The organism is Sphingomonas pollutisoli (assembly GCF_029167165.1).
GTDB lineage: Bacteria > Pseudomonadota > Alphaproteobacteria > Sphingomonadales > Sphingomonadaceae > Sphingomonas > Sphingomonas pollutisoli.
Genome location: NZ_JARFNJ010000001.1, coordinates 506,950 through 530,687 on the forward strand (window position 1 = coordinate 506,950; position 23,738 = coordinate 530,687).

Annotated in this window: 24 protein-coding genes and 1 pseudogene; 13 read left to right on the top strand and 12 right to left on the bottom strand. The window is 67.5% G+C overall.

Annotation, left to right across the window (positions count from 1 at the left end):
* Positions 1-25 precede the first annotated feature (25 nt).
* From PX554_RS02450 to PX554_RS02485, 8 genes are all read right to left on the bottom strand, one after another.
* On the bottom strand, positions 26-793 hold the full coding sequence (locus PX554_RS02450; protein ID WP_371128273.1) for a lysophospholipid acyltransferase family protein: 768 nt from the start codon (positions 791-793) through the stop codon (positions 26-28).
* Between the two features lie 98 nt (positions 794-891).
* Positions 892-1,314 carry a Fur family transcriptional regulator gene (locus PX554_RS02455; protein WP_093223607.1) on the bottom strand — a complete coding sequence of 141 codons (423 nt, stop codon included), beginning with the start codon at positions 1,312-1,314 and terminating at the stop codon, positions 892-894.
* 106 nt (positions 1,315-1,420) lie between these two features.
* Positions 1,421-1,843, bottom strand: a complete 423-nt coding sequence (locus PX554_RS02460) for a Ros/MucR family transcriptional regulator (RefSeq protein WP_275498639.1) — start codon at positions 1,841-1,843, stop codon at positions 1,421-1,423.
* Between the two features lie 109 nt (positions 1,844-1,952).
* Positions 1,953-2,429 carry a GNAT family N-acetyltransferase gene (locus PX554_RS02465; protein WP_275498640.1) on the bottom strand — a complete coding sequence of 159 codons (477 nt, stop codon included), beginning with the start codon at positions 2,427-2,429 and terminating at the stop codon, positions 1,953-1,955.
* Positions 2,426-3,043, bottom strand: a complete 618-nt coding sequence (gene tsaB / locus PX554_RS02470) for a tRNA (adenosine(37)-N6)-threonylcarbamoyltransferase complex dimerization subunit type 1 TsaB (RefSeq protein WP_275498643.1) — start codon at positions 3,041-3,043, stop codon at positions 2,426-2,428. Before tsaB ends, PX554_RS02465 begins: the two co-directional genes overlap by 4 nt.
* Before the next feature lie 6 nt (positions 3,044-3,049).
* Positions 3,050-3,649 carry a malonic semialdehyde reductase gene (locus PX554_RS02475; protein WP_093223601.1) on the bottom strand — a complete coding sequence of 200 codons (600 nt, stop codon included), beginning with the start codon at positions 3,647-3,649 and terminating at the stop codon, positions 3,050-3,052.
* 50 nt (positions 3,650-3,699) lie between these two features.
* On the bottom strand, positions 3,700-4,272 hold the full coding sequence (locus PX554_RS02480; protein ID WP_093223787.1) for a NifU family protein: 573 nt from the start codon (positions 4,270-4,272) through the stop codon (positions 3,700-3,702).
* An 83-nt stretch (positions 4,273-4,355) separates the two neighbouring features.
* Positions 4,356-5,180: an aspartyl/asparaginyl beta-hydroxylase domain-containing protein gene (locus PX554_RS02485; protein ID WP_275498647.1), complete on the bottom strand. Its 825-nt coding sequence runs from the start codon at positions 5,178-5,180 to the stop codon at positions 4,356-4,358.
* A 164-nt stretch (positions 5,181-5,344) separates the two neighbouring features.
* Between PX554_RS02485 and PX554_RS02490 the strand changes: the two genes are divergently transcribed.
* The 9 genes and pseudogenes from PX554_RS02490 (at position 5,345) to PX554_RS02530 (ending at position 14,553) form a co-directional block, all read left to right on the top strand.
* Positions 5,345-8,254, top strand: a complete 2,910-nt coding sequence (locus PX554_RS02490) for a M16 family metallopeptidase (RefSeq protein ID WP_275498649.1) — start codon at positions 5,345-5,347, stop codon at positions 8,252-8,254.
* Between the two features lie 95 nt (positions 8,255-8,349).
* A pseudogene (locus PX554_RS02495) lies at positions 8,350-8,748 on the top strand (SUF system Fe-S cluster assembly regulator); the annotation flags it as partial.
* A 155-nt stretch (positions 8,749-8,903) separates the two neighbouring features.
* Positions 8,904-10,376 carry a Fe-S cluster assembly protein SufB gene (gene sufB / locus PX554_RS02500; protein WP_093223598.1) on the top strand — a complete coding sequence of 491 codons (1,473 nt, stop codon included), beginning with the start codon at positions 8,904-8,906 and terminating at the stop codon, positions 10,374-10,376.
* A gap of 2 nt (positions 10,377-10,378) precedes the next feature.
* A complete protein-coding gene (locus PX554_RS02505) occupies positions 10,379-10,684 on the top strand; it encodes a hypothetical protein (protein ID WP_275498655.1) in 306 nt (101 codons plus the stop codon).
* The gene (gene sufC / locus PX554_RS02510) at positions 10,671-11,510 is read left to right on the top strand and encodes a Fe-S cluster assembly ATPase SufC (RefSeq protein WP_093223594.1); all 840 of its coding nucleotides are present in this window, start codon (positions 10,671-10,673) and stop codon (positions 11,508-11,510) included. Before PX554_RS02505 ends, sufC begins: the two co-directional genes overlap by 14 nt.
* 145 nt (positions 11,511-11,655) lie before the next feature.
* Positions 11,656-12,480, top strand: coding sequence for a SufD family Fe-S cluster assembly protein (locus PX554_RS02515; RefSeq protein ID WP_176787119.1), 825 nt, complete (start codon positions 11,656-11,658; stop codon positions 12,478-12,480).
* Positions 12,477-13,742 carry a cysteine desulfurase gene (locus PX554_RS02520; protein WP_275498660.1) on the top strand — a complete coding sequence of 422 codons (1,266 nt, stop codon included), beginning with the start codon at positions 12,477-12,479 and terminating at the stop codon, positions 13,740-13,742. Before PX554_RS02515 ends, PX554_RS02520 begins: the two co-directional genes overlap by 4 nt.
* Positions 13,739-14,200, top strand: coding sequence for an SUF system Fe-S cluster assembly protein (locus tag PX554_RS02525; protein ID WP_093223591.1), 462 nt, complete (start codon positions 13,739-13,741; stop codon positions 14,198-14,200). The genes PX554_RS02520 and PX554_RS02525 overlap by 4 nt, the downstream gene beginning before the upstream one ends.
* On the top strand, positions 14,200-14,553 hold the full coding sequence (locus PX554_RS02530) for a HesB/IscA family protein (RefSeq protein ID WP_093223590.1): 354 nt from the start codon (positions 14,200-14,202) through the stop codon (positions 14,551-14,553). Before PX554_RS02525 ends, PX554_RS02530 begins: the two co-directional genes overlap by 1 nt.
* A 142-nt stretch (positions 14,554-14,695) precedes the next feature.
* On the opposite strand, the gene PX554_RS02535 is transcribed toward PX554_RS02530, so the two are convergent.
* Positions 14,696-15,553 (bottom strand): helix-turn-helix domain-containing protein, encoded by an 858-nt coding sequence (locus PX554_RS02535; protein WP_275498664.1) that lies wholly within the window; start codon positions 15,551-15,553, stop codon positions 14,696-14,698.
* A gap of 280 nt (positions 15,554-15,833) precedes the next feature.
* Between PX554_RS02535 and PX554_RS02540 the strand changes: the two genes are divergently transcribed.
* The 4 genes from PX554_RS02540 (at position 15,834) to PX554_RS02555 (ending at position 21,036) form a co-directional block, all read left to right on the top strand.
* Positions 15,834-16,883 carry a quinone-dependent dihydroorotate dehydrogenase gene (locus PX554_RS02540; RefSeq protein ID WP_093223587.1) on the top strand — a complete coding sequence of 350 codons (1,050 nt, stop codon included), beginning with the start codon at positions 15,834-15,836 and terminating at the stop codon, positions 16,881-16,883.
* A 43-nt stretch (positions 16,884-16,926) separates the two neighbouring features.
* Complete coding sequence (gene ggt / locus PX554_RS02545) at positions 16,927-18,666, top strand: gamma-glutamyltransferase (RefSeq protein WP_275498666.1); 1,740 nt, start codon at positions 16,927-16,929, stop codon at positions 18,664-18,666.
* 75 nt (positions 18,667-18,741) lie between these two features.
* Complete coding sequence (locus PX554_RS02550) at positions 18,742-20,526, top strand: AMP-dependent synthetase/ligase (RefSeq protein WP_275498668.1); 1,785 nt, start codon at positions 18,742-18,744, stop codon at positions 20,524-20,526.
* A 321-nt stretch (positions 20,527-20,847) separates the two neighbouring features.
* Positions 20,848-21,036, top strand: coding sequence for a hypothetical protein (locus PX554_RS02555; RefSeq protein WP_093223582.1), 189 nt, complete (start codon positions 20,848-20,850; stop codon positions 21,034-21,036).
* A 163-nt stretch (positions 21,037-21,199) separates the two neighbouring features.
* Here PX554_RS02555 and PX554_RS02560 read toward each other — a convergent pair whose 3' ends face one another.
* From PX554_RS02560 to PX554_RS02570, 3 genes are read right to left on the bottom strand one after another with little or no spacing between them, the layout of a single operon-like run.
* The gene (locus tag PX554_RS02560) at positions 21,200-22,171 is read right to left on the bottom strand and encodes a quinone oxidoreductase family protein (protein WP_275498960.1); all 972 of its coding nucleotides are present in this window, start codon (positions 22,169-22,171) and stop codon (positions 21,200-21,202) included.
* Positions 22,171-22,797, bottom strand: coding sequence for a nucleotidyltransferase family protein (locus tag PX554_RS02565; protein WP_275498670.1), 627 nt, complete (start codon positions 22,795-22,797; stop codon positions 22,171-22,173). The genes PX554_RS02560 and PX554_RS02565 overlap by 1 nt, the downstream gene beginning before the upstream one ends.
* Entirely contained in the window at positions 22,784-23,704 is a 921-nt protein-coding gene (locus PX554_RS02570) for an XdhC family protein (RefSeq protein WP_275498672.1), read from the bottom strand. Before PX554_RS02570 ends, PX554_RS02565 begins: the two co-directional genes overlap by 14 nt.
* Between the last annotated feature and the right edge of the window lie 34 nt (positions 23,705-23,738).

A 23,738-nucleotide genomic window follows, 5' to 3' on the forward strand; every position in this document is an offset into this window, starting at 1 on the left:
ACTCGTCGCGGCGCCTACGCACAAATCATGGCAGCACGGGGGCTTGATCGGCCATCCGCGCCCAGGCGTCGTGGCCCGCGAAAACCGGGACGGGATGGCCGAGCAGGTCCGCCAACGCCGCCTCGATCCGCCGCCGGCTCTCCGCCGCGATCCCCTTGCGGCCGCGGAAGTCGCGCGGATGGAAGGGTTCGAGGAAATGCACCACGACCGGGAAGCTGCCGCGCCGGGCCAGCACGCGCGCGGCATTGTCCTTGCCGCTTTCGTCGCCGAGCCAGCCGATCTCCACGCCGACATCGCCGTAATCGATCACTACCGGCTGGACCATCACGCCCGGCGGGGGCGGTTCGAGCACCTTGAGCATCGAGGTCTTGAACGGCAGCAACGAGCGGCCGTCCTCGGTGGTGCCTTCGGGAAAGACCGTCACCGACCAATTCTCGGCAAGCGTCTCACGCAGCGCGTTGATCTGCCCCGCCACGCCGAGCCGGTTCTCGCGCTCGACGAAGACGGTGCGGTTGAGTGACGCGAGCCACCCCACCACCGGCGCGTCGCGGATCTCGGCCTTGGCGACGAAGGCCGTGCCGCTCGCCCCGGCGATCGCCGGGATGTCGATCCAACTGACGTGATTCGAGATGTAGAACACGTCGCGCTTGAGCGGCACGCCGGCAACGCGAACACGCGCGCCGCTCACCCGCCCCGCCCCGGCGAGGAAAATGCGGGGCCACGGCGAAGACAGCCGCAGCAGCCGCCAGAGATAGTGCAGCGGCACCATCACCAGCGCGAGAGCGATCAGCATCAAGATGCGTCGCCACAACCGGACCTTGCCGGCCATGTTCAGCGGGACGGGCCGCCCGGCGGCGGCGGCGAGGCGCTCCCGGCTCAGCAGGGGTGACCTCAGGCCTTGCGGTCGATCGCGACGCCGTACAATTCCATGCGGTGATCGACGAGGCGGAAGCCGAGCCGCTCGGCGATCGCCTTCTGCAACTGTTCGAGTTCGGGATCGACGAATTCGAGCACCTTGCCGGTCTCCACGTCGATCAGATGGTCGTGATGCGCCTCGGGCGCGGGCTCGTAGCGCGAGCGGCCGTCACCGAAATCGTGCCGGTCGAGAATGCCCGCCTCCTCGAACAGCCGCACGGTGCGATAGACGGTGGCGATCGAGATGCCGGGGTCGATCGCCGACGCGCGCTCATAGACGCGCTCCACGTCGGGATGGTCGTCGGCTTCCGAAAGAACGCGGGCGATGACGCGCCGCTGTTCGGTGATGCGAAGGCCCTTTTCGTTGCACAGGGCTTCGATGTCGATTTTGCGGGGCATGCCCGCGTTCTAAGCGCTTCGCGGCCACGGATAAAGGGGGCGCGTCGGATTCTTCCCGCACGCGAAAAGGGCGGCGCCGGCACAGGCCGGCCGCCGCCCGTTCGGATCAGCGCGTCGCGGTCTTGCGGCGCTTGGTGCCCAGACCGATCTTCTTGGCGAGCGAGCGGCGCTGTTCGGCGTAGCTCGGTGCGACCATCGGATAGTCGGCGGGAAGATTCCACTTGGCGCGATATTGCTCGGGGGTCATCTGATAATGCGTCATCAGATGCCGCTTGAGCATCTTGAGCTTCTTACCGTCCTCAAGGCAGACGACATAGTCGGGCTTGATCGAAGAGCGCACCGAAACCGCAGGCTCCTGCTTTACTTCGGGGGCCGGCGCCGGTCCACCGAGACCGGACAACGCGCCATGAACATTGGCGATGAGAACCGGAAGATCCGAGACCGCGACGCTATTGTTGCTGACGTGGGCGGCGACAATATCCGCCGTGAGGGTTACAAGCGTTTCCTGAAGTTCCAACTGCGTATCCATTGATGACCTTTCGACCCTTGTCTGAGCCACTGTTATCGCGGCCGTGATTTTTTCTATTCGCGCTAAAGGCCGTCAGCGCAAGCAACAATTTCGTCACGTATCGGCCGTTTCAGGCTAATTCGAGACGAAATGTAAAAGCATCAAAGGCCTGGCCATCAGAACCGCGATAGTAACGGCGGCGTTCGCCGACCTTCTCGAAGCCCGAACCGGCATACAGCCGGATCGCGGCATTACCGTCACGTACTTCAAGATGCAGACTTTTCGCGCCGCGACCGACACTTTCGGCGACGACCGAGCGCAACAACGCCGATCCGACGCCGCGCCGCCGCAAGCCGGGCACCGTCGCGAGCAGCAACAGTTCGACCTCGTCGACGATGATTCGGGACAGGGCGAAACCGGCGGGTTCGTCGTCGATCGACGCGATCGTCAGCCAGACGCCGGGCATCGAAAGGATGCCGAGGCATTGGTTACGGGTCCAAGCTTCGCCGAAGCGGGGATCGAACGCCGCCTGCATGATCGAATCGACAGTGCCGAGATCGGCGGCGGCACCGGCGCGCAGATCGATCCGGGTCAGCATCGTGCTCATGCCGCGATCGGCTTCGCGTCGGGCGCGCGGCCGTATAGCGGGACGGCGGCGAGCGTAGTGAAGGCGGCGGGCAGCAACGGCGCGTCGGCGGCGCGGGGCAGCGCATCGGCATCGCCCCGCCCCGGATCGACGTCAACGAGCAGCCGCACCCCGCTGCCGACCGCGAAGCGGCCCTCGAGCGCGGCGAGCGCGGCTTCGGGGCGAAGCGAAACCAGTTCGCTTCGCGCGCGAAGCGGGGCGTCGAAGGTCTGCATGAAGACCTCGCCATGCCCGCCCTCGATGATGGTCGCGAGCGTGTGCTCACCCGGGTTGCGCACGAACGCCGCGGCGGCGAGCAGCGGCAACGACGAGAAGCCGTCGAGACTGGCACCCCAGCCGAGCGCCAGTGCGCGCGCCGCCGCGATCCCGACCCGCACGCCGGTGAAACTGCCGGGGCCGCAATCGACGAGGATGCGCCCCGCGCGTCCGCCATCGGGCAGCGCCGCGATCATCGGCAGGAGCCGCTCGGCATGGCCGCGCCCGACCACCTCGTGCGCGGCGGCCACGACGATGCCATCTTCCAGCAGGGCGACCGAACAGGCGGCGGTCGCGGTTTCGATGACGAGCGTCCGCAAGCCGGCTCAGACGATCCGATTGAAGGTTTCGAACGGCGGCCGGGGCGAGCGCCCGAACACCGTGGCGGGATCGCCGACGCCCAGCGTGGCGATGAAGTTCGAGGTGATGTTGGGCGTGTCGGCGAAGAACGCCGCGTCGACTGCGGCATTGTCGAAGCCCGACATCGGCCCGGTATCGAAGCCGAGAGCGCGCGCGGCGAGGATCAGATACGCGCCCTGCAGCGACGAGTTGCGGAGCGCGGTTTCCCTGCGCAGCGCCGCCTTGTCGTCGCCCGCGAACCAGGCACGGGCATCGGCATGCGGGAACAGCGTCGGCAGATGTTCGTGAAAATCCGAATCCATGCCGATGATGACGGTGACCGGCGCCTTGCGGATTTTGCCGGCATTGGTGCCGCTCGACAGCGCGGCGAGCTTCTCCTTCGATTCGGGTGTCATGCACCAGACCAGCCGCGCCGGCAGCATGTTCACCGAGGTCGGCCCGAACTTCATCAAATCCCAGATCGCGTGCAGATCGGCTTCGGTGACGGGGGCATCGGTATAGCCGTTATAGCTGCGCGCGGACCGGAAGATCGTGTCCAGAGCGTCATCGGACAGCTTGGCGGCCATGAAGATTCCTCGGTGATGCTGGATGAAAAAAGGCTCTGGTGCGCCGGTCGTCAGACCGCACGCACCTCGGTGACTTCGGGCACGTAGTAGCGCAACAGTTGCTCGATGCCGTTCTTGAGCGTCGCCGAGGACGACGGACAGCCCGAACAGGCGCCCTGCATCTGGAGGAACACCTTGCCCTTGTCGAAACCGCGATAGACGATGTCGCCGCCGTCATTGGCGACGGCGGGGCGCACGCGCGTCTCGATCAGATCCTTGATCTGCGCGACGATATCGGCGTCCTCAGGGTTTTCCGCGAAGTCGTCTTCCGCCGGAACCGAGATCCCGGCGGCGCTGCCACCCCGGAACAGCGGCATGCCGGCACTGAAATGATCGAGCAGCAGCGCCAGGACATCGGGCTTCAACTGCGCCCAGTCGGTCCCCGGCCCCGCGGTTACCGAGATGAAATCCCGGCCGAAAAAGACGCCGGTGACATCGCCGAGCCCGAAGATCGCATCGGCGAGCGGCGAGGCTTCGGCTTCTTCGGGCGTCGCGAAATCACGCGTGCCGCTGTCCATCACGATACGGCCCGGAAGGAACTTCAGGGTCGCGGGATTGGGTGTCGCTTCGGTTTCGATCAACATGCGGTGCATGTGGCGTGGCGTGATGGCGGGATCAAGGCGCGTTTGCGAAAGCTTGTCTTTCCGGTTGGTGCCCCACGGCCACATCAGAAGCTCGTCTTCTTGATCGTTTCGTTCCAGCTCAGGATGTTGTCGCGCGTCTCCTGAACGAAGGCCGAACGGCGGATCAGCCGCAGCACGAGATCCGCGACGATCCTGCCGGGGCGCCGCAGCGGCCGGGCGAACTGGATCAGCAGCACGACGCGCGTTCCGCTGGTGTCGTTCCACACCTCATGGTTGTAGGTATCGTCGAACACCAGCGTCTCACCCTCGGCCCAGCGCACGATGCGGTCGCCGATCCGCATCCGCACATCGCCGTCGCGCGGCACGATCAGCCCGAGGTGGCAGGTCAGCAGCCCCTTGGTGACACCGCGGTGATCCGGGATGTGCGTGCCGGGTGCGAGGATCGAAAAGAGTGCGGTGTTGATGCCCGGTATCCGCGCCACCGCCGCCGCCGTCGCGGGACAGCGCGCGATATTCTCGTCGATCGCGCAGCCATAGCCCGACAGGAAGAACGACTTCCACTGGCCCACGCGCGCGATCGCGCGGTGATCGGGCGAGATCGTCGCGAGGCTCGGCGCGGCGTCGCCCTGCAGCGCGACGCCGAGCGCCTCGTCCCGAATCGCGCGCCAGTTTTCGCGCAGCGGCGCGGTCCAGGCGAAATCGCGCACGTCGAGCACGGGGTCATTGGGCACCAGCGAGGATGCCGCGATCAGCCGATCGAGAACCCCGCGCAGCCGTTTGCCGATCCGGATCGCGAGCGGACGTCCGCGTTCGGCGCGGAGCGGAGACTCCACCGCATCATGGCGCGGCATGGCCGCGCCGGGCGGATGCCCGTGCGGGCGCATGATCGATTCGGTATTGGTACGCACGGCGCCGCCTGAACCCCTTGGAACCGTCGGCGGGCGAAGGCCGACCCCGTCATGGCTAATCGCGATGTGGGTCGGAAACATGGCGAGCATTCCGGTTTTCACGGCGCTTTGTGTTGGAAACGGGGCCGCTGGCGGTGTCCGGCCAAGGACGCTAGGGTCTCGCCATGTTGTCGCTCTCGCGCACGATGCGCCCCCTCATCGTCTATGGCCTCATTGCCAGCCTCCTCACCGGCGTCGCGCCAACGCTCGCGGGGCAGACCGCGCCGGCGTCCGCACCCGCCGACGCGCCGGAAAGCGCGATCGCCAGTCGCGACGCATGGCTCTACAAGGGCAGCGACATCACGCCCGATCCGGCGTGGCATTTCGGCACGCTCAAGAACGGCCTGCGCTACGCGGTGCGCAAGAACGGCGTGCCGCCCGGCCAGATTTCGGTGCGCGTCCGCATCGACGCGGGTTCACTTTACGAACAGGACAGCGAGCGCGGCTTCGCGCATCTGATCGAGCATCTGTCGTTCCGCGGCTCGAAATACGTGCCCGACGGCGAGGCCAAGCGCATCTGGCAGCGAATGGGCACGACGTTCGGATCGGACACCAACGCGCAGACCACGACGACGCAGACCGTGTTCAAGCTCGACCTCCCCTCGGCGACGCCGGCCGGGATCGACGAGAGCCTCAAGATCATGTCGGGCATGGTCTCCGCGCCCAACATCACGCCCGAAGCGCTCAACGCCGAGCGCCCCGCCGTGCTCGCCGAACAGCGCGAGCAGCCGGGCGCGCAGGTGCGTTTCCTCAATGCGCTCAACGCGACGCTGTTCGCGGGCCAGCCGCTCGCCGACCGTTCGCCGATCGGCAACATCAAGACGCTGGAGGCGGCCACTGCCGATTCGGTGCGCGCCTTCCACGATCGCTGGTACCGGCCGAGCCGCGTGCTGGTCTCGATCGCGGGCGATGCCGATCCGGCGACGATCGAGCCGATCATCGCCAAATATTTCGGTGGCTGGCAGGGCATCGGCCCCGCCCCCTCGGACCCCGATTTCGGTACGCCCGATCCGAAGCAGCCGACCGCCGCCACCATCGTCGAACCGAGCCTGCCGACCCGCATCACGCTCGCGGTGGTGCGGCCGTGGCATTTCAACAACGACACGATCCTGTTCAATCAGGCGCGGCTGGTCGATCAGGTCGCGCTCGCGGTCATCAACCGACGGCTCGAGGCGCGCGCGCGCGCCGGCGGCAGCTATATCGCCGCGCAGGCCGCGCTCGACGATCCCTCGCGCTCGGCGAACGTGACGATCGTGTCGATCCTTCCGGTCGGCAACGATTGGGAAGCGGCGCTTCGCGACGTGCGCTCGGTGATCGCCGCCGCGCAAGAACATGCACCGACCCAGGCCGAGATCGACCGCGAACTCGCCGATCTGGAGGTCAGCTTCCGCACCAGCGTCGAAACCGCGCGCGCCGAGGCCGGATCGAAGGAAGCCGACGACATGGTGCAGGCGCTCGACATCCGCGAGACGACGACCGCGCCCGATACGATCCTCAAGGTCTATCACGACGCCGTCGCCAAGAAGATGTTCAACCCCGCCGCCGAACTCGCATCGACCAAGCGCGTGTTCCAGGGCACCGCGACGCGCGCGCTGCTGAGCCTGCAAGCGCCCGACGATGGCGCGACCGCCAAGCTCACCACGGCGCTCACCGCCAAAGTCTCCGCCGTCGGCAAAAGCCGGGTGCAGGGCGCGGTGTCGTTCGCGAAGCTGCCCGCGCCCGGCGGCAAGCCGGCCACGATCGTTTCGCGCGAGAAGGTGCTTCGGTTCGGGCCGGACATGGACCTTACCAGCGTCGCCTATTCGAACGGCGCGAAGCTGATGGTCTATTCGACCAACGCCGAGGACAATCGCATCTACGTGCGGGTGCGCTTCGGCGGCGGCTACAACGCGCTGCCGGCGGACAAGACGACGCCGGCCTGGGCCGCCGAGATGGCGCTGGTCGAGGGGGGCATCGGCAAGCTGCGCCAGGGCGATCTCGACCAGATGACCGCCGGACGGCGAATCGGGCTCGATTTCGATATCGAGGACGACGCTTTCTCACTGTCGGCGCAGACCTCGCCCGCCGATTTCGCCGATCAGATGCGGCTGCTCGCCGCCCAGCTCGCGGCACCGGGGTGGGATCCCAATCCGGTTCTGCGCGCGAAGAGCGTCGCGCTCGCCGGCTATGCCGGCCTTAGCGCGTCGCCGGGCGGGGTGCTGCAGCGCGATCTCGAACGATTGCTTCGCGATGGAGACCAGCGCTGGGGTTCACCCAGCCGCGCGCAGATCGAGGCGCTGACGCCGCAATCGTTCCGCGCGCTGTGGGAGCCGCTGATGAAATCCGGACCCGTCGAGGTGCAGGTGTTCGGCGACGTGCCCGCCGAGCTCGCGATCGCGACCGTCGGCAAGACGATCGGCGCGCTGCCGCCGCGCCCCGCCACGCCCGCGCCCACGCCGCCGGTGCGTTTCCCTGCGCATAATACGACGCCGGTGGTGCTGACGCATGACGGCCCCGACAATCAGGCGGCGGCGGTGATCGCCTGGCCGACCGGCAGTGGCGTCGAAGGGCTGACCGACTCGCGGCGGCTCGACGTGCTCGCCTCGATCTTCAGCGACCGGCTGTTCGACCAGCTCCGCTCGCAGGCTGGTGCGAGCTACAGCCCCAACGTGTCGAGTACTTGGCCGGTCGGCCTTCCCGGCGGCGGACGGATGGTCGCGATCGGGCAGGTCACGCCCGAGAACGTGCCTTTGTTCTTCCGCCTGTCGCGCAGCATCGCCGCCGATCTCGTCGCCAATCCGATCAGCGATGATGAGCTGAAGCGAACGATCGGGCCGATGCTCCAGTCGATCATGCGCCAGTCGACCGGCAACCAGTTCTGGATGCTGCAACTGACCGGCGCGTCGTACGACCCGCGACGGATCGACGCGCTCGCACGGCTGTACCATGATGTCTCGACGATGACGGCGGCGGACCTGCAGGCGACCGCGCGCAAATATCTGCGGCCAGAGGCGGACTGGACGATGGACGTGGTGCCCAAAGCGGCCGCCAAATAGCGCGGCAAACCGGCTTTTGAGGTGTTGACGCGCGCGGTGTTCGGGGCCACATGCCCAATCGGATCGATATTGTCCGATTTGAGAACCGCTCGCAAATGCGCCTTTCCAGCCTGACCGATTATGCCGTGGTGATGCTGTCGGCCGCCGCCCGGCGCTGCGGCGGCGCGGCGCGGCTCAACGCGACGGTGCTCGCCGAGGAGAACGGGCTGCCGCTGCCGACCGTGCAGAAGCTGGTCAGCAAGCTCTCCGCCGCCGGACTGATCGAAAGCACGCGCGGCACCGGCGGCGGCTTCCGCCTGTCGCGGCCGCCCTCGGCGATCACGCTCACCGAGATCATCGAGGCGATCGAAGGCCCGATCGCACTGACCGCCTGCGTCGAGGCGAGCACGCACGACTGCGCGATCGAGGGCGATTGCCGGGTCAAGCCGCATTGGAACGGCGTCAACGGCGCGGTGCGCGGCGCGCTCGCCAACGTGTCGCTGGCGAGCCTGTCCTCTCCCCTCCCGCTTGCGGGAGGGGCAAACCCTTCTCCCCTCCCGCTTGCGGGAGGGGCTGGGGGAGGGCCTGTTCCAACCGTCGAAACACATGGGGACACGCCCTCCCCTAGCCCCACCGCCAAGCGGGAGGGGAATTTGGTGAGGATCATATAATGGCCACCCGCAACGCAGACGCCTTCGCGGCGGCGAACAAGACCTATGAATGGGGTTTCAGCTCGGACATCGAGCAGGACTTCGCGCCCAAGGGGCTGAGCGAGGACATCGTTCGCTTCATCTCGGCGAAGAAGAACGAGCCCGAATGGATGCTGGAGTGGCGGCTCAAGGCCTATCGCCACTGGCTGACCATGCCCGCGCCCGACTGGGCCAAGCTCGACATCCCGCCGATCGATTATCAGGACGCTTATTATTACGCCGAGCCCAAGGCCAAGCCCAAGCTCGGCTCGCTTGACGAGGTCGATCCCGAGATCCTGCGCGTGTACGAGAAGCTCGGCATCCCGATCGAGGAGCAGAAATTGCTCGCGGGCGTCGAGGGCGGCGCGCCGCCGCGCAAGATCGCGGTCGATGCGGTGTTCGATTCGGTTTCGGTCGCCACCACCTTCCGCAAGGAGCTCGAGGCGGCGGGTGTGATCTTCCGCTCGATCAGCGAGGCGATCCGCGAATATCCTGATCTGGTGCGCAAGTGGCTCGGCCGCGTCGTGCCGATGCACGACAATTATTTCGCGGCCCTCAACTGCGCGGTCTTCTCCGACGGGACGTTCGTGTACATCCCCGAAGGCGTGCGCTGCCCGATGGAGCTGTCGACGTATTTCCGAATCAACGCCGAGAATACCGGCCAGTTCGAACGTACTTTGATCGTCGCCGACAAGGGCGCCTATGTCTCGTACCTCGAAGGCTGCACCGCGCCGATGCGCGACGAGAACCAGTTGCACGCCGCCGTGGTCGAACTGGTCGCTCTCGACGATGCCGAAATCAAATATTCGACCGTGCAGAACTGGTATCCCGGCGACGAGAACGGCAAGGGCGGCATCTACAATTTCGTGACCAAGCGCGCGCTGTGCCAGGGCGCGCGCAGCAAGGTGAGTTGGACCCAGGTCGAGACCGGCAGCGCGATCACCTGGAAATATCCGAGCTGCGTGCTCAACGGCGAGAATTCGGTCGGCGAGTTCTATTCGGTGGCCGTTACCAACAACCGCCAGCAGGCCGATACCGGCACCAAGATGATCCACAACGGCAAGGGATCGCGCTCGACGATCGTGTCGAAGGGGATTTCAGCAGGCCGTTCGGACAACACCTATCGCGGTCTGGTGCGTGTCGCGGCGGGCGCCGAGGGCGTGCGCAACTTCACCCAGTGCGATTCGCTGCTGCTTGGCGACCAGTGCGGCGCGCACACGGTGCCCTATATCGAGGTGCGCAACCCGTCCGCGCAGATCGAGCATGAGGCGACGACATCGAAGATCAGCGACGACCAATTGTTCTACGCGATGCAGCGCGGACTCGATCAGGAAGCGGCGGTGGCGCTGATCGTCAACGGCTTCGCCAAGGAAGTGCTCCAGCAACTGCCGATGGAATTCGCGGTCGAGGCGCAGAAGCTGCTGGGGATTTCGCTCGAGGGGTCGGTGGGGTGATCTTGCTGCCGATGCTCCTCGCCGCGCAGGCGCCCGACACGACATCCGATATCGTCGTGACCGGAGAGCGGCTGCGTCGCCTGCGGGTCAACGCCAACGTCGATCGTCGCGGCCGCGTGCGCCGGTGCGAGATCGCGGTGTCGAGCGGCGACGCGGCAATCGACCGGCAAGCGTGTGTGAGTACGCGCGATTGCGTCGCAACCGGCCTCCGTGCTGGCGCGCCGCTCGCGGACTGCGTCGATGCCGCGCTGATCGCTTTCGTCCGCGCCGAGCGCGGCGATCTAGGGAATGAGAATGCTGAAAATTGAAAACGTCCACGCCGAAATCGACGGCAAGGAAATCCTCAAGGGCCTGTCGCTGACGGTGAATGCCGGAGAGGTCCACGCGATCATGGGGCCGAACGGCGCGGGTAAGTCGACGCTCGGCTATGTGCTCGGCGGCCGGCCCGGTTATGAGGTGACGGCGGGGTCTGTCCTGTTCCAACCCAACCCCGTTCGTGCTGAGCCTGTCGAAGCACGTGGCGAAGCCGCAACGCCCGATACGCGCCCTTCGACAAGCTCAGGGCGAACGGAGGGCGAGTGGATCGACCTGTTAGACCTCGCGCCGCACGAGCGCGCTGCCGCCGGGCTGTTTCTCGGCTTCCAATATCCGGTCGAGATCCCCGGCGTGTCGAACGTGCAGTTCCTGCGCGAAGCCTTGAACGCGCAGCGCAAGGGGCGTTCCGAGCCGCCGCTGTCGGGCGCGGAATTCCTCAAGATCGCGCGCGCGCAGGCGGCGGCGATCGGGATGGATGCCGAGATGCTCAAGCGGCCGGTCAACGTCGGTTTCTCGGGCGGCGAGAAGAAGCGCAACGAGATGGTGCAGATGGGCATCCTCAACCCGAGCTTCGCGATCCTCGACGAGACCGATTCGGGGCTAGACATCGATGCGCTGCGCGCGGTCGGCGACGGCATCAACCGCATCATGCGCGGGCCAGACAAGGCGGTGCTGCTCATCACCCATTACCAGCGGCTGCTCGATTACGTGAAGCCGGATGTCGTGCATGTGCTCGCCGGCGGGCGGATCGTGAAGACCGGCGGGCCGGAACTGGCGCTGGAACTCGAAGCGGCGGGCTACGCCGAGGTGACGGCATGAACGTCCTTCTTCCCTTCTCCCCTTGTGGGAGAAGGTGGCCGAGCGCTGCGAGGTCGGATGAGGGGGCGTGTGGCACGCCCCCCCTCGCCCTCCCACTCGACTGCGTCGAGCGGGCCCCTCCCTCTCCCACAGGGGGAGAGGGGATTTGAGCGCCCTCCCCACGCGACGCGATGAGACCTGGCGGTACAGCGATCTGGAGGCTGTCGCGTCGGTGTGGCCGCTGGAAGCACCCAAGGTGATCGAAGTCGCCGCCGGCGAGTCGATCACGCGAGTCATCGTGCAGGATGCGCCGACCGATGCCGTCGCGATCCACGACTATCGCGTGATCCTGCATCCGCGCGCGACCGCGACGCTCCACGTGCTCAACACCGGCGGCAAACTCGGCCGGGTCGCGATCGACGTGACTTGCCACGCGGGCGCACATTTCGAACTCGGCGCGGCGATGCTCGGCGCGGGCGAGCAGACGCTCGAGATCGTGACCACGCTCAACCACGTCGCGCCGAACGCGACCTCGAACCAGACGGTGCGCTCGGTGCTGGGCGGGCATGCAACCGGCAGCTATCTGGGCAAGGTCGCGGTCGCGCGTGATGCGCAGAAGACCGATGCGAGCCAGTCGGTGAAGGCGATGCTGCTCACGCGCACCGCGACCGCCAATGCCAAGCCCGAGCTCGAAATCTTCGCCGACGACGTGAAATGCGCGCACGGCGCCACGGTCGGCGAACTCGATAAGGCCGGGCTGTTCTATCTCGGAAGCCGCGGGCTCCCGCCCGCAGAGGCGAAGGCGCTGCTGCTGCGCGCCTTCATCGGATCGGTGTTCGACGGGATCGCCGACGACGCTGAGCGCGAGGCGGTGGAAGCGGCTGCGCAAGCCGCGCTGGAGCGGATGCTGAATAGCTCCCTGTCCCACCGGGAGAGGGAAGGGGGCCGCCCGGCGCAGCCGGGTGGGAAGGGTGAGGGCGAACGCGCATGACCACCGACCTGCACCCTCACCCTTCCGCGTCTTCGACGCTCCCTCCCTCTCCCAATGGGAGAGGGAATGCCCGCCCGCTCGATCTCGTCGCCGATTTCCCGGCGATCCCTGAAGGCTGGGCGTATCTCGACACCGCCGCCACCGCGCAGAAGCCGCAAGCCGTGATCGACGCCATCACGCGCGGCTACGACACCACCTACGCCACCGTGCATCGCGGCGTGTACCAGCGCAGCGCCGACATGACGCTCGCCTATGAGGCGGCGCGGCGGCGCGTCGCCGGGTTCATCGGGGCTGCGGAAAACGAGATCGTGTTCGTGCGCGGCGCGACCGAGGGGATCAACCTCGTAGCGACCTGCTGGGCGCGCGAACAGCTCAAGCCGGGCGACCGCATCCTGCTGTCGATGCTCGAACACCACAGCAATATCGTGCCGTGGCAGATGGCCGCCGAGGCGGTCGGCGCCGCGATCGACGTGGTGCCGCTGACGCGCGATCACCGCATCGATCTCGACGCGATGGCGGCGATGATCCGTCCCGAACACAAGCTCGTCGCGCTCGCGCATGTCTCGAACGTGCTCGGCTCGGTGCTCGCCGCCAAGCGCGCGACCGGAATCGCGCATTCGGTCGGGGCGAAAATCCTGATCGACGGCTGTCAGGCGGTGCCGCGCCTGCCCGTCGATGTCGCCGAGATCGGCTGCGACTTCTACGTCTTCTCGGGGCACAAACTTTACGGTCCAACCGGGATCGGCGTGCTGTGGGGCCGCGCCGATCTGCTCGATGCGATGCCGCCATACCAGGGCGGCGGTTCGATGATCGACCGGGTGAGCTTCGAACGTACCACCTATGCCCCGCCGCCGACCCGGTTCGAGGCGGGCACGCCGCACATCGTCGGCGCGCTCGGGCTGCACGCCGCGATCGACTATGTCGAAAGCATCGGGCTCGAGGCGATCCACGCGCACGAGACCGCTTTGGTGCGCCAGACGCGCGAGGCGCTGCACGGCATCAACTCGGTGACGCTGTTCGGACCCGAGGATGCGGCGGGAATCGTCTCGTTCAGCATCGAGGGGGTGCATCCGCACGACATCGGCACCATCTTGGACGAGAGCCGGGTCGCGATCCGCGCCGGGCACCACTGCGCGCAGCCGCTAATGGAAACGCTCGGCGTACCGGCGACGGCGCGGGCGAGCTTCGGAGTCTATAACGGCCCGCAGGATATCGAGGCGCTCGTGAAGGGCATCGAGAGAGTTACGAGGATCTTCGGATGAACGAGCAAGGCAGGATCGCGGTGGAACAGGTCGATGCGGTCGAAACGCCGCCGCGCGCGCGCGTGGACGATGCGGTCGCCGAACCGCGCCAGCGCGATTATCTCGAAGGCTTCCTGTCGCAGAAACCGGCAGGCGATGCGCCCGGTGAGCCAGGCGGCGCGCTGTACGAAGGCGTGATCGAGGCGCTCAAGGAAATCTACGACCCCGAGATTCCGGTCAACATCTACGATCTCGGGCTGATCTACGGCGTCGAGGTGACGAGCGAAGGCCATGCCGTCGTGACGATGACACTGACGACGCCGCACTGCCCGGTCGCCGAATCGATGCCGGGTGAAGTCGAACTGCGCGTCGGCGCGGTGCCGGGGATCGGATCGGCCGAGGTCAATCTGGTGTGGGACCCGGCATGGGACCCGCAAAAGATGAGCGACGACGCCAAGCTCGAACTGGGGATGTTGTGATGGCCACCGCGACGCGCGCGCGCCCGGCGGCGCTCAACCTGACCGCATCGGCGGAGGCCCGGATTGCCGAGTTGATGGCGAAGGCGCCCGAGGGCGCGATCGGCGTCAAGCTCTCGACGCCGCGGCGTGGCTGTTCCGGCCTCGCCTATTCGGTCGATTACGTCACCGAGGCCAAGCCGTTCGACGAGCGGATCGACACCCCCGGTGGCACGTTGTTCGTCGATGGCGGTTCGATCCTGTATCTGATCGGCAGCCGGATGGACTGGGTCGAGGACGATTTCGCGGCCGGCTTCGTGTTCGCGAATCCCAATGCCAAGGGCGCGTGCGGCTGCGGCGAGAGCTTCACGGTGTAATCCCTCTCCCATTGGGAGAGGGAGGGAGCCGCCGGAGGCGGCGGAAGGGTGAGGACGAAAAGCTCGTCCTCATACCCGCCCTCACCCTCCCACTCGGCTTCGCCGAGCGTGCCCCTCCCTCTCCCATCGGGAGAGGGTTTCATCACGTATCGCTGATGAGCGGGCTGGCCCGGCCGCCGAGCGCGGAGCGCTGGGTGATCGTCATACGCGACAGCATCGTCGCCTCGTCCTTGATCTGCCCCGGGGTCAGGCCGGTGAATTGCTTGATCTCGCGGATCATGTGCGACTGATCGTAAAAGCCGCGTTCGAGCACGTCGTCGAGCGGCTCGCCGGTGGCGAGCATCGCGTTCGCGGCGCGCAGCGCCCGGTACTTGCGCGCGAGCAATTTGGGCGGCACGCCGTACAACGCCTTGCACTTGCGCTCGACCTGACGGCGCGACAGCCCGGCGATCTCGACGAGGTCATCCATCTCGGGCGAGGGACTCGCCGCCAGCCAGCCATCGACCTGCCGCACGAACCGCCGCGCGCCGGCATCACCCGCTTTGACCAGGTCGCGCACCAGCGTCTCGCCGATCACCACGCGCGCCGCCGGCTCGGCGGTCGTGCGCAGCGCCGCGATCGCATCGCGCAGCCGTGCCGCGCCGAACAATGTCGTCGCGTCGATCGCGCGGTTCATCATCGTCGAGGCGTCGTCGCCGATCATCGCGGCCCAGCCGGCGGGCGTCAGCCCCATGCCGAACACCTCGACCGGTCCTTCGGCACGCACCTTCCACGCGCCGCTGGTGGGGCCGATGACGTGGATGTCGGCCGCGTCCTGCACGCTGCCATCGGGCATGCGGTATTCGGCATGGCGCGCGCTGAGGCGGAAGCGGATCTGCGCATTGTCGGCGCGCTCGGTGTCCTCGAACACCGGCAGGTCGGCGTGGAAATGGTAGAACAGCGTCACGAACTCGGCGACGTCGTCGGCCGGGACGGAATAGTCCAACTTGATCTGGGTCATTGATGCGCCCCCGCTTCTTTGTGCGAAGCCGTTAGCGGTACCGGCGCGCAAAGAAAAGTGGCCCGGCCGGAGACCGGCCGGGCCATGAAGGTGCAGGGCCCCCGGTCGAGAGCCCCTTGGGTCGCAAGCACCTTCTCGCAGAAGGGCTCGGGAGCGTCTTGTACGAATGCGACAAGTAGGGGCGCGCCGAGAAATTTACGTCCGCTGCGGACCGGTGAACCACCGGACCGGACCTATCTTTGGCTTTTGACGATCGCGCGGCGCGGTGCCATCAGGCGATATGGTCTTTTCCGTGGTCCGCCCCCTGCTTTTCGTGTTCGATGGTGAGCGCGCACACGGGCTGACGATCGACGCGCTTGCCGCATGGGGCTCGCTCGGGGCGCCGCTCGGCGGTATCGTGCGCGACCCCCGCCTCGCGACACGCGTCGCCGGTGTGGACTTCGCGAACCCGATCGGGCTGGCGGCGGGGGTCGACAAGGACGGCCACGCGATCGACGGCTTTTTCGGGCTGGGCTTCGGCAGTGTCGAGATCGGCACGCTGACGCCGCTGCCGCAGGCCGGCAACCCGCGTCCGCGGCTGTTCCGGCTGGTCGAGGACAAGGCGATCGTCAACCGCATGGGGTTCAACAACGCCGGGCTCGACGCCGCGCTGCCCCGGATCGCACGGGCGAAACGGGCGGGCGTGCTCGGTGTGAACGTCGGCGCCAACAAGGACGCGGCGGATCGCATCGCCGATTATGTCCACGGCGTATCGCGCGCGGCGGCGGTGGCGGATTATGTCACGATCAACATCAGCTCGCCCAACACGCCCGGTCTGCGCGACCTGCAGCATGGCAGCGCGCTCGCCGAGCTGCTCGCCGCCACCGACGAGGCGCGGCGCGGGCCGGTCAGACAGCCGCCGCTGTTCCTCAAGGTCGCGCCCGATCTTGACATGCCCGCGATCGACGCGATCGCGCGCGCCGCGATCGAACATCGGATCGACGCGCTGATCGTCAACAACACCACGATCGAGCGGCCGTTCGGGCTGTCCTCGCCGTTGAAGGACGAAGCGGGCGGGTTGTCGGGCGCGCCGCTCGCGCCGCTCGCGCGCACCCGGCTGGCCGATTTCCGCAAGGCGACCGGCGGCGCGCTGCCGTTGATCTCGGCGGGCGGCATCGGCACTGGCGCGGAGGCATATCGCCGCATCCTCGCCGGGGCGAGCCTCGTGCAGCTCTACAGCGCGCTTGTCTATGAGGGACCGGGGCTGCCGCGCCGGCTGTGCCGCGAACTGTCCGCACTGCTCGCGCGCGACGGCCATGCCAATGTCGCCGATGCCGTGGGGAAAGGCTGAAAGCGGGTTGCCCCAGCGCGCGAGTGCGTTACGTTTCGCCGCGATGCAAAAAATCCTGGTCGCACTCGCCTTCGCCCTCCTCCCCGTACCGCTCGCTGCCAAAGCGCCGGCGGCGCCCGCGCCGGGGATCGTCTCCGCTGCCGATCCGCGCGCGGCAGCGGCCGGAGCGGAGATCCTAAAGCAAGGCGGCACCGCCACCGATGCGGCGATCGCGACGATGCTCGTGCTCAACGTCGTCGAACCGCAGAATTCCGGGATCGGCGGCGGCAGCTTCATGGTCTATCACGACGCCAAGAGCGGCAAGACGATCACGCTCGACGGGCGCGAGGCGGCGCCGCATGCGGCCGATCCCAAATGGTTCTACGGCGACGACGGCAAGCCGCTGAGCTTTCGCGACGCCTACCCCGGCGGACGCAGCGTCGGCGTGCCGGGGAACCTGCGGATGATGGCGCTGGCGCATCGGCGCTACGGCAAGCTGCCGTGGGCAAGCTTGTTCGCGCCCGCGATCCGCTACGCGCGCGACGGGTTCACCGTGTCCCCGCGCATGCACAACGGCCTCGAACTCTACGGCCGGCATGTCGAGGCGTGGGGCCGCGCGCATATGTTCACGCCCGAGGGACATGCAGTGGCGGTCGGATCGGTGTTCAAGAACCCCGAACAGGCGGCGCTGTTCGAAGGCATCGCGCGGCACGGTGCCGAGAGCTTCTACACCGGCCCGACCGCGCAGAAGATCGTCGCCGCCGTCAACGGCGCCGAGCGCAACCGATCGAAGATGACGCTCGGCGATCTCGCCACCTATGACGTCAAGGATCGCGCGTCGATCTGCGGCACGTACCGGCGCTACAAGATCTGCGGGATGGGGCCGCCTTCCTCCGGCGGCATTTCGGTACTGATGATCCTCAAGCAGCTCGAACGCTTCGACATGGCGAAGCTCGGCCGCGCGTCGCCGGTGGCGTGGCATCTGTTCGCGGAGAGTTCGCGGCTCGCCTATGCCGATCGCGACATGTACATCGGCGATCCCGATTATGTGCAGGTGCCGGTCGCGGGCCTGCTCGATCCCAAATACATCGCCGCGCGCTCGGCGCTGATCTCGCCCGAGCACAGTCTCGCGACGATCGCGCCCGGCGTGCCCGCCGGTGCGCCCAAACGCCTGCGCGCACCGTTGAGCGAAGTGCCCGGCACCAGCGATCTCGCCGCCGCGGATGCCGCCGGCAACGTCATCGAGGTGACGACGACGATCGACGGCTATTTCGGTTCGGGCATTTCGGTCGACGGCGTATGGCTCAACAACGAGTTGACCGACTTCGACATCGTGCCCGAGAAGGACGGCTATCTCGTCGCCAACCGCGTCGAGGGCGGCAAGCGGCCGCGCAGCTCGATGTCGCCGACGATCGTCTATGGACCGGATGGCAAGGTCCGCCTCGCGATCGGCGCGGCGGGCGGCTCGACGATCATCGCGCAGGTGGCCAAGGCGATCATCGGCGTGATCGACTGGAAGCTGTCCGCGCAGGATGCGATCGCGATGGGGCTGGTCTACGCGCCGGGCAAAAGCGCGGTGATCGAGGCGGGCACCGAGCTCGAGACGATGGTGCCGGCGCTCCAGGCGCTCGGCGAGGATGCCAAGGTCGGGCCGCTGGGCCTGAAGGCCAATGCGGTCGAGCGCATCGGTTCCGCCTGGGTCGGCGCGGCCGATCCGCGCAGCGAGGGCGTCGCGGTCGCGACCGACGGCAGCGTGACCAGAATCGCGCGGCGCGCCAACGAGCTCAACGGCGCGCACGAATAATCCTGTAGGGCGGAACCCTCGACAGCGGTATGGGTAGGATAAGACGGCCCGATCAAGGAGCCGGCAGGAGCAGGGATGCGCAGGCTCGAACATTTTCCCAATCTGGTCGCGATGTTCCTCGCACGCGCGGCCGACAAGGGCGACGCGCCGTTCCTCTGGCATAAGGAGGGCGGCGACTGGACGCCGATCTCGTGGCGGCTCGTCGCGGATCGCGTCGCGAGCCTCGCGGCGGGGCTGAAGGCGATCGGGCTGAAGCCGGGTGACCGGGTGATGCTCGTTTCCGAGAACCGGCCCGAATGGTGCATCAGCGATCTCGCGATCATGGCGGCGGGCTGCATCACCGTACCTGCCTACACCACCAATACCGAGCGCGATCACGGCCATATCATCGAGAATTCGGGAGCGAGCGCGGTGATCGTGTCGAGCGCGAAGCTCGCGCGCACGCTGCTGCCCGCCGCGATCCGATCGAGCACGATCCGCACCGTGATCGGGATGGAGGATATCCGCCTCGGCCAGTCGGGCGCGCTCGACCTCCATCGCTGGGCGGATCTGATCGCGGCGCATCGCTGCGGCCCCGAGACGATCGCCGCGACCGCGAGGCGCGAGGATACCGCGTGCATCATCTACACCAGCGGCACCGGTGGCGCGCCGCGCGGGGTGATGCAGCACCACGGCGCGATCCTGCACAATGTCGCCGGCACATCGGCGATCATCGCCGAGGATTTTGGCTGGGACGACGAGGTGTTTCTATCGTTCCTGCCGCTCAGCCACGCCTATGAGCATACCGCCGGTCAGCATCTGCCGATCGGTCTTGGCGGACAGATCTATTATGCCGAAGGCATCGAGAAGCTCGCCGCCAATATTTCCGAGGTGCGCCCGACGATCATGGTGGTGGTGCCGCGGTTGTTCGAAGTGCTGCGCGCGCGCATCACCAAGGAAGTCGAGAAACAGGGCGGCATCGCGCCGTGGCTGCTCGACCGTGCGGTCGAGATCGGCATGCGGCGCTATCGCGGCGAACCGCGCGCGTTCGACAAGGCTCTCGACCTGCTGATCGGCGCGACGCTGCGGCCCAAGATCGCCAAGCGGTTCGGCGGGCGGATCAAGGCGATGGTCTCCGGCGGGGCGCCGCTCACCCCCGAGGTCGGCGTGTTCTTCGACTCGCTCGGGCTCACCTTCCTGCAAGGCTACGGCCAGACCGAATCGGCGCCGGTGGTGTCGTGCAACCGTCCCTCTGTCGGTCTCCAGATGGACACCGTCGGCCCCCCGCTCGCCGATACCGAGGTGCGCATCGCGGCGGACGGCGAAATCCTGGTGCGCGGCGAACTCGTCATGCACGGCTATTGGCGCAACCCGGAGGAAAGCGCGCGCGTCCTCCAGGACGGCTGGCTCCACACCGGCGATATCGGACTGATCGACGCGCGAGGCCGCATCAAGATCACCGACCGCAAGAAGGACATCATCGTCAACGACAAGGGCGACAATGTCGCGCCGCAGCGGGTCGAGGGGATGCTGACGCTGCAGCCCGAAATCGCGCAGGCAATGGTCTATGGCGATCGCAAACCTTATATGGTCGCGCTGCTCGTGCCCGATCCCGACTGGACCCAGCAATGGTGCGCGGCCAACGGCGACCCGTGCAATTTCGCGCGCCTGGCGGAGAATAGCGAATATCGCACGATCATCGGCCAGGCGGTCGAGCGGGTGAATCGCGACCTCTCGGTGATCGAGCGCGTGCGCCGATACGTGCTGGCGGAGGAGCCGTTCAGCATCGAGAACGGGCAGCTCACGCCCTCGCTCAAGGTCCGGCGTCACGTCCTGCGCGACGTTTATGGCGAGCGGCTCGACGCGCTGTACCGAAGCTGAAACCGGCTATTTCTACGGTCGACGACGGACGAGGCCGGCCGGGACGAGCGTTCGGGCGCAAGGCCGCGGCGCCCGCGTCCAGACCTGCGACACCGACGACAAATGCGTCGAAACGCTGTTTGCGTCAGCCAAATGGACCTAAAACGGCCATTTTTGCGACGAAATGACGCCAGATCATTACGGAATCGGTGCGACGGGCGTGCGATTTCCCTACCAATCGCATCGGCTTTCTTTCATAAGGCGCTCGGACATTCAGGGCCGGGGAGGGGTAACACTAGGGTTGCCCAGGCAAAGGCCTGACCAACTATGGGAGAAACGTCCATGAAGAAGTTCGTCACGATGTCGCTGATCGCCGCTGCTGCTCTGGGCGCCGCCGCTTGCACGCCCAAGACCGAGACCTCCAACGACACGATCGTCAGCAATGACACGGTCGTCGAAGAGTCGAACCTGACCACCGTCGACGACGCGAACGTTGTGGACGCGAACGCGACGACCGCGAACGCGATGTAATCGGCATCGCGGGCGGCTCGGGCTTCCCCGGTCGCGCGCGGTACGACGATACTATCTATACCCGTTACGACGGGGGTCGAGTCGTTCCGGGTGCTCCCTGGACAAAACCTCGGGGCCTGGCGCCATGCCAGGCCCCTTTTTCATGGCTGCGCGCGCCGCCCTGTCAGGGCAGCAATATCGTCGCGCCCTTGGTCGTCCCCGCTTCCAACGCACGGTGCGCGTCCGCGACATCCTCGAGCGCGAAGGTCTGGCCGATATTGGCGGCGATCGCGCCGCGCTCCAGCATCTCGAACATGCGCGCGATGCCGGCGGCGCGCTCCTCCGGCGTGACGTAATAGTCGAACAGCGTGGGCCGGCTGACGAACAGCGATCCGCTGCGCGCGAGCACGCCGAGGTTGACGCCCTCGACCGCCCCGCTCGCGTTGCCGAAGCTGACCACCAGCCCCCGCCGCGCGGTCGCGGCGAGCGACGCGTTCCAGGTAGCCTTGCCGACCCCGTCGAAGGTCACCGCGACGCCCTCGGCGATGATCTCGCGCACCGCCTTGGCGGTATCGATCTGCTTGTAGAGGATGACGTGCGCCGCGCCCGCCGCCTTGGCGGTGGCGACCTTATCCTCCGCGCCGACGGTCGCGATCACGGTCGCGCCGATCGCGTTCAGCCAGCCGCACAGTAACTGGCCGACACCACCCGCGCCGGCATGGACGAGCACTGTCTGCCCGGCGCGCACCTTCGCGCAGCGTTCGACCAGGAATTCGGTGGTGCAGCCCTTGAGCATCAGCGCGGCGGCGGTGCGATCATCGACCGCGTCGGGCAGCTTGAAGAGTTCGCGCGCGGGCACGTTGCGTTCGGTGGCATAGGCGCCGCGCGTCGGGCCGAACGTGGCGACGCGGTCGCCCGGCGCGAAATCGGTCACGCCCGCGCCGACCGCCTCGACCACCCCCGCCGCTTCGCTACCGAGGCCGGCGGGCAGATCGACCGGATATAGCCCGCTGCGGTGATAGGTGTCGATGAAGTTGAGGCCAACCGCCGTGTTGCGCATCCGCACCTCGCCCGGTGCCGGTTCGGGCAGCGTCACCTCGCGCCAGCCGATCACTTCGGGTCCGCCGGTGCGGTCGATCATCGCGATACGGGTCATCATGCGTCCTTTGCGAAAGCGGGTGCGCGGCCTTGGCCGAACTTGGCCTGAAGATAGGCGAGTTCCTCCTCGGTATCGATGTCGACCAGTTCGTCGGCATCGGTGACGACGTGTTTGCCCGCGAGGATCAGATGGCGCGCGCCGGTGTCGCCCTGCAGCGTTTCGAGCGCGTCGAAATGTGCCCGGCCGAACAAGGCCGGCGGGCGCGGCTGAGTTCCGTCGCTGGAGGCGACCACCGTCTCCGCGCCCGTGCTGGCGTCGAACAGCCGGTAGATGTGCGCGGCGGTGACGCGCGGCATGTCGGCGAGCGCGAGCAGCACCGCATCGCACCCCGCCGCGCGGGCCGCCTTGACGCCGCGGCGCACCGAATAGGACACGCCCGCCTCGGCGCGATCGGTGACGACAACCTGATAGCCGCGCGCGGCGTAATCGAGGGCACCGCCGTCGCACACCGCGATCCGCGCCTGGAACGGCACCGCCGCCAGCGCGGTGACGACGTGATAGCCGAGCGGCTTGCCGAGGAAGGGCGCGCCCAGCTTGTCCGACAGCCCGAACCGTTCGGATTTGCCGGCGGCGAGCAGCACCAGCGCGGCGCGGGCCGGCGCGAGCCGGTCAGGCGCGATCATGGAACGCCTTCACCATCGCCGCCGCGATCGACAGCGCGATCTCGGCGGGGCCGATCGCGCCGATGTCGATCCCGACCGGCGCGTCGATCCGGTCGATGTCGTCTGCCGATACACCAGCCGCCGCGAGCCGCTCGCGCCGGGCGGCGTGGCTGCGCCGGGAACCGAGTGCGCCGACATAGCGTGTGGGCGCCGCCAGCGCGGCGATCAGCGCGGGATCGTCAATCTTGGTATCGTGGCTGAGCGTGACCACCGCCGTGCCGGGGCCGGGCGCGAGCGCTGCGATCGCCTCGTCGGGCCAGCGATCGTCGAGCGTGACGCCGGGGAAGCGCTCGGGCGTCAGGAAGCGCGCACGCGGGTCGATCAGCGTCGTGGCGATGCCCAGTTCGCGCGCGAGCCCGCACAAAGCCTGCGCGATCTGGACCGCACCGACGATCAGCAGCCGGCGCGGCGGATCGTAGCGGTTGACGAAGGCGGCGCCCTCCGCCGGGCGCAGACTCGACTGGCCGGTATCGAGATCGGTCGTGACGGTGAGCGCCTGGCCCGCGTCGCGCGCCTCGGCGATACGGTCGAACAGTTCGGGATCGAATCCCTCCGCCCCGACCGGCTGGACCAGCACCGCGATCTGCCCACCGCAGGGCAAACCGACTTCCCAGGCGGCAGCATCGGCGACGCCATAGTCCTTGAGCTGGAACGGCGCGCCCGCGATCACCGCAGCGGCGGTCGCGAGGATATCGCTCTCGACGCAGCCGCCCGAGACCGAGCCTTCGAAACGGCCATCGGCATGGACGAGCATATGGCTGCCGCGCGGGCGCGGCGCCGATCCCCAGGTCGAGACCACGGTGGCGAGCGCCATCGGCGCGCCGCGCCACTGCGCGGCGGCGGCGAGGACCGAATCGTTATCGGCCATGCGGGCGCACCGGACCGGTGGTTGCGGAGGCGGT

Bases quoted from the DNA above. Each gene is read 5' to 3' on its own strand.
- PX554_RS02555 (WP_093223582.1), top strand. From the start codon at position 20,848: ATGAAGAAGTTCGTCACGATGTCGCTGATCGCCGCTGCTGCTCTGGGC.
- PX554_RS02530 (WP_093223590.1), top strand. From the start codon at position 14,200: ATGGCCACCGCGACGCGCGCGCGCCCGGCGGCGCTCAACCTGACCGCA.
- PX554_RS02565 (WP_275498670.1), bottom strand. From the start codon at position 22,797: ATGATCGCGCCTGACCGGCTCGCGCCGGCCCGCGCCGCGCTGGTGCTG.
- PX554_RS02455 (WP_093223607.1), bottom strand. From the start codon at position 1,314: ATGCCCCGCAAAATCGACATCGAAGCCCTGTGCAACGAAAAGGGCCTT.
- PX554_RS02475 (WP_093223601.1), bottom strand. From the start codon at position 3,649: ATGGCCGCCAAGCTGTCCGATGACGCTCTGGACACGATCTTCCGGTCC.
- PX554_RS02540 (WP_093223587.1), top strand. From the start codon at position 15,834: ATGGTCTTTTCCGTGGTCCGCCCCCTGCTTTTCGTGTTCGATGGTGAG.
- PX554_RS02460 (WP_275498639.1), bottom strand. From the start codon at position 1,843: ATGGATACGCAGTTGGAACTTCAGGAAACGCTTGTAACCCTCACGGCG.
- PX554_RS02480 (WP_093223787.1), bottom strand. From the start codon at position 4,272: ATGTTGATCGAAACCGAAGCGACACCCAATCCCGCGACCCTGAAGTTC.
- PX554_RS02535 (WP_275498664.1), bottom strand. From the start codon at position 15,553: ATGACCCAGATCAAGTTGGACTATTCCGTCCCGGCCGACGACGTCGCC.
- PX554_RS02520 (WP_275498660.1), top strand. From the start codon at position 12,477: ATGACCACCGACCTGCACCCTCACCCTTCCGCGTCTTCGACGCTCCCT.
- ggt (WP_275498666.1), top strand. From the start codon at position 16,927: ATGCAAAAAATCCTGGTCGCACTCGCCTTCGCCCTCCTCCCCGTACCG.
- sufB (WP_093223598.1), top strand. From the start codon at position 8,904: ATGGCCACCCGCAACGCAGACGCCTTCGCGGCGGCGAACAAGACCTAT.
- PX554_RS02465 (WP_275498640.1), bottom strand. From the start codon at position 2,429: ATGAGCACGATGCTGACCCGGATCGATCTGCGCGCCGGTGCCGCCGCC.
- PX554_RS02560 (WP_275498960.1), bottom strand. From the start codon at position 22,171: ATGACCCGTATCGCGATGATCGACCGCACCGGCGGACCCGAAGTGATC.
- PX554_RS02490 (WP_275498649.1), top strand. From the start codon at position 5,345: ATGTTGTCGCTCTCGCGCACGATGCGCCCCCTCATCGTCTATGGCCTC.
- PX554_RS02550 (WP_275498668.1), top strand. From the start codon at position 18,742: ATGCGCAGGCTCGAACATTTTCCCAATCTGGTCGCGATGTTCCTCGCA.
- PX554_RS02525 (WP_093223591.1), top strand. From the start codon at position 13,739: ATGAACGAGCAAGGCAGGATCGCGGTGGAACAGGTCGATGCGGTCGAA.
- PX554_RS02450 (WP_371128273.1), bottom strand. From the start codon at position 793: ATGCTGATCGCTCTCGCGCTGGTGATGGTGCCGCTGCACTATCTCTGG.
- sufC (WP_093223594.1), top strand. From the start codon at position 10,671: ATGCTGAAAATTGAAAACGTCCACGCCGAAATCGACGGCAAGGAAATC.
- PX554_RS02570 (WP_275498672.1), bottom strand. From the start codon at position 23,704: ATGGCCGATAACGATTCGGTCCTCGCCGCCGCCGCGCAGTGGCGCGGC.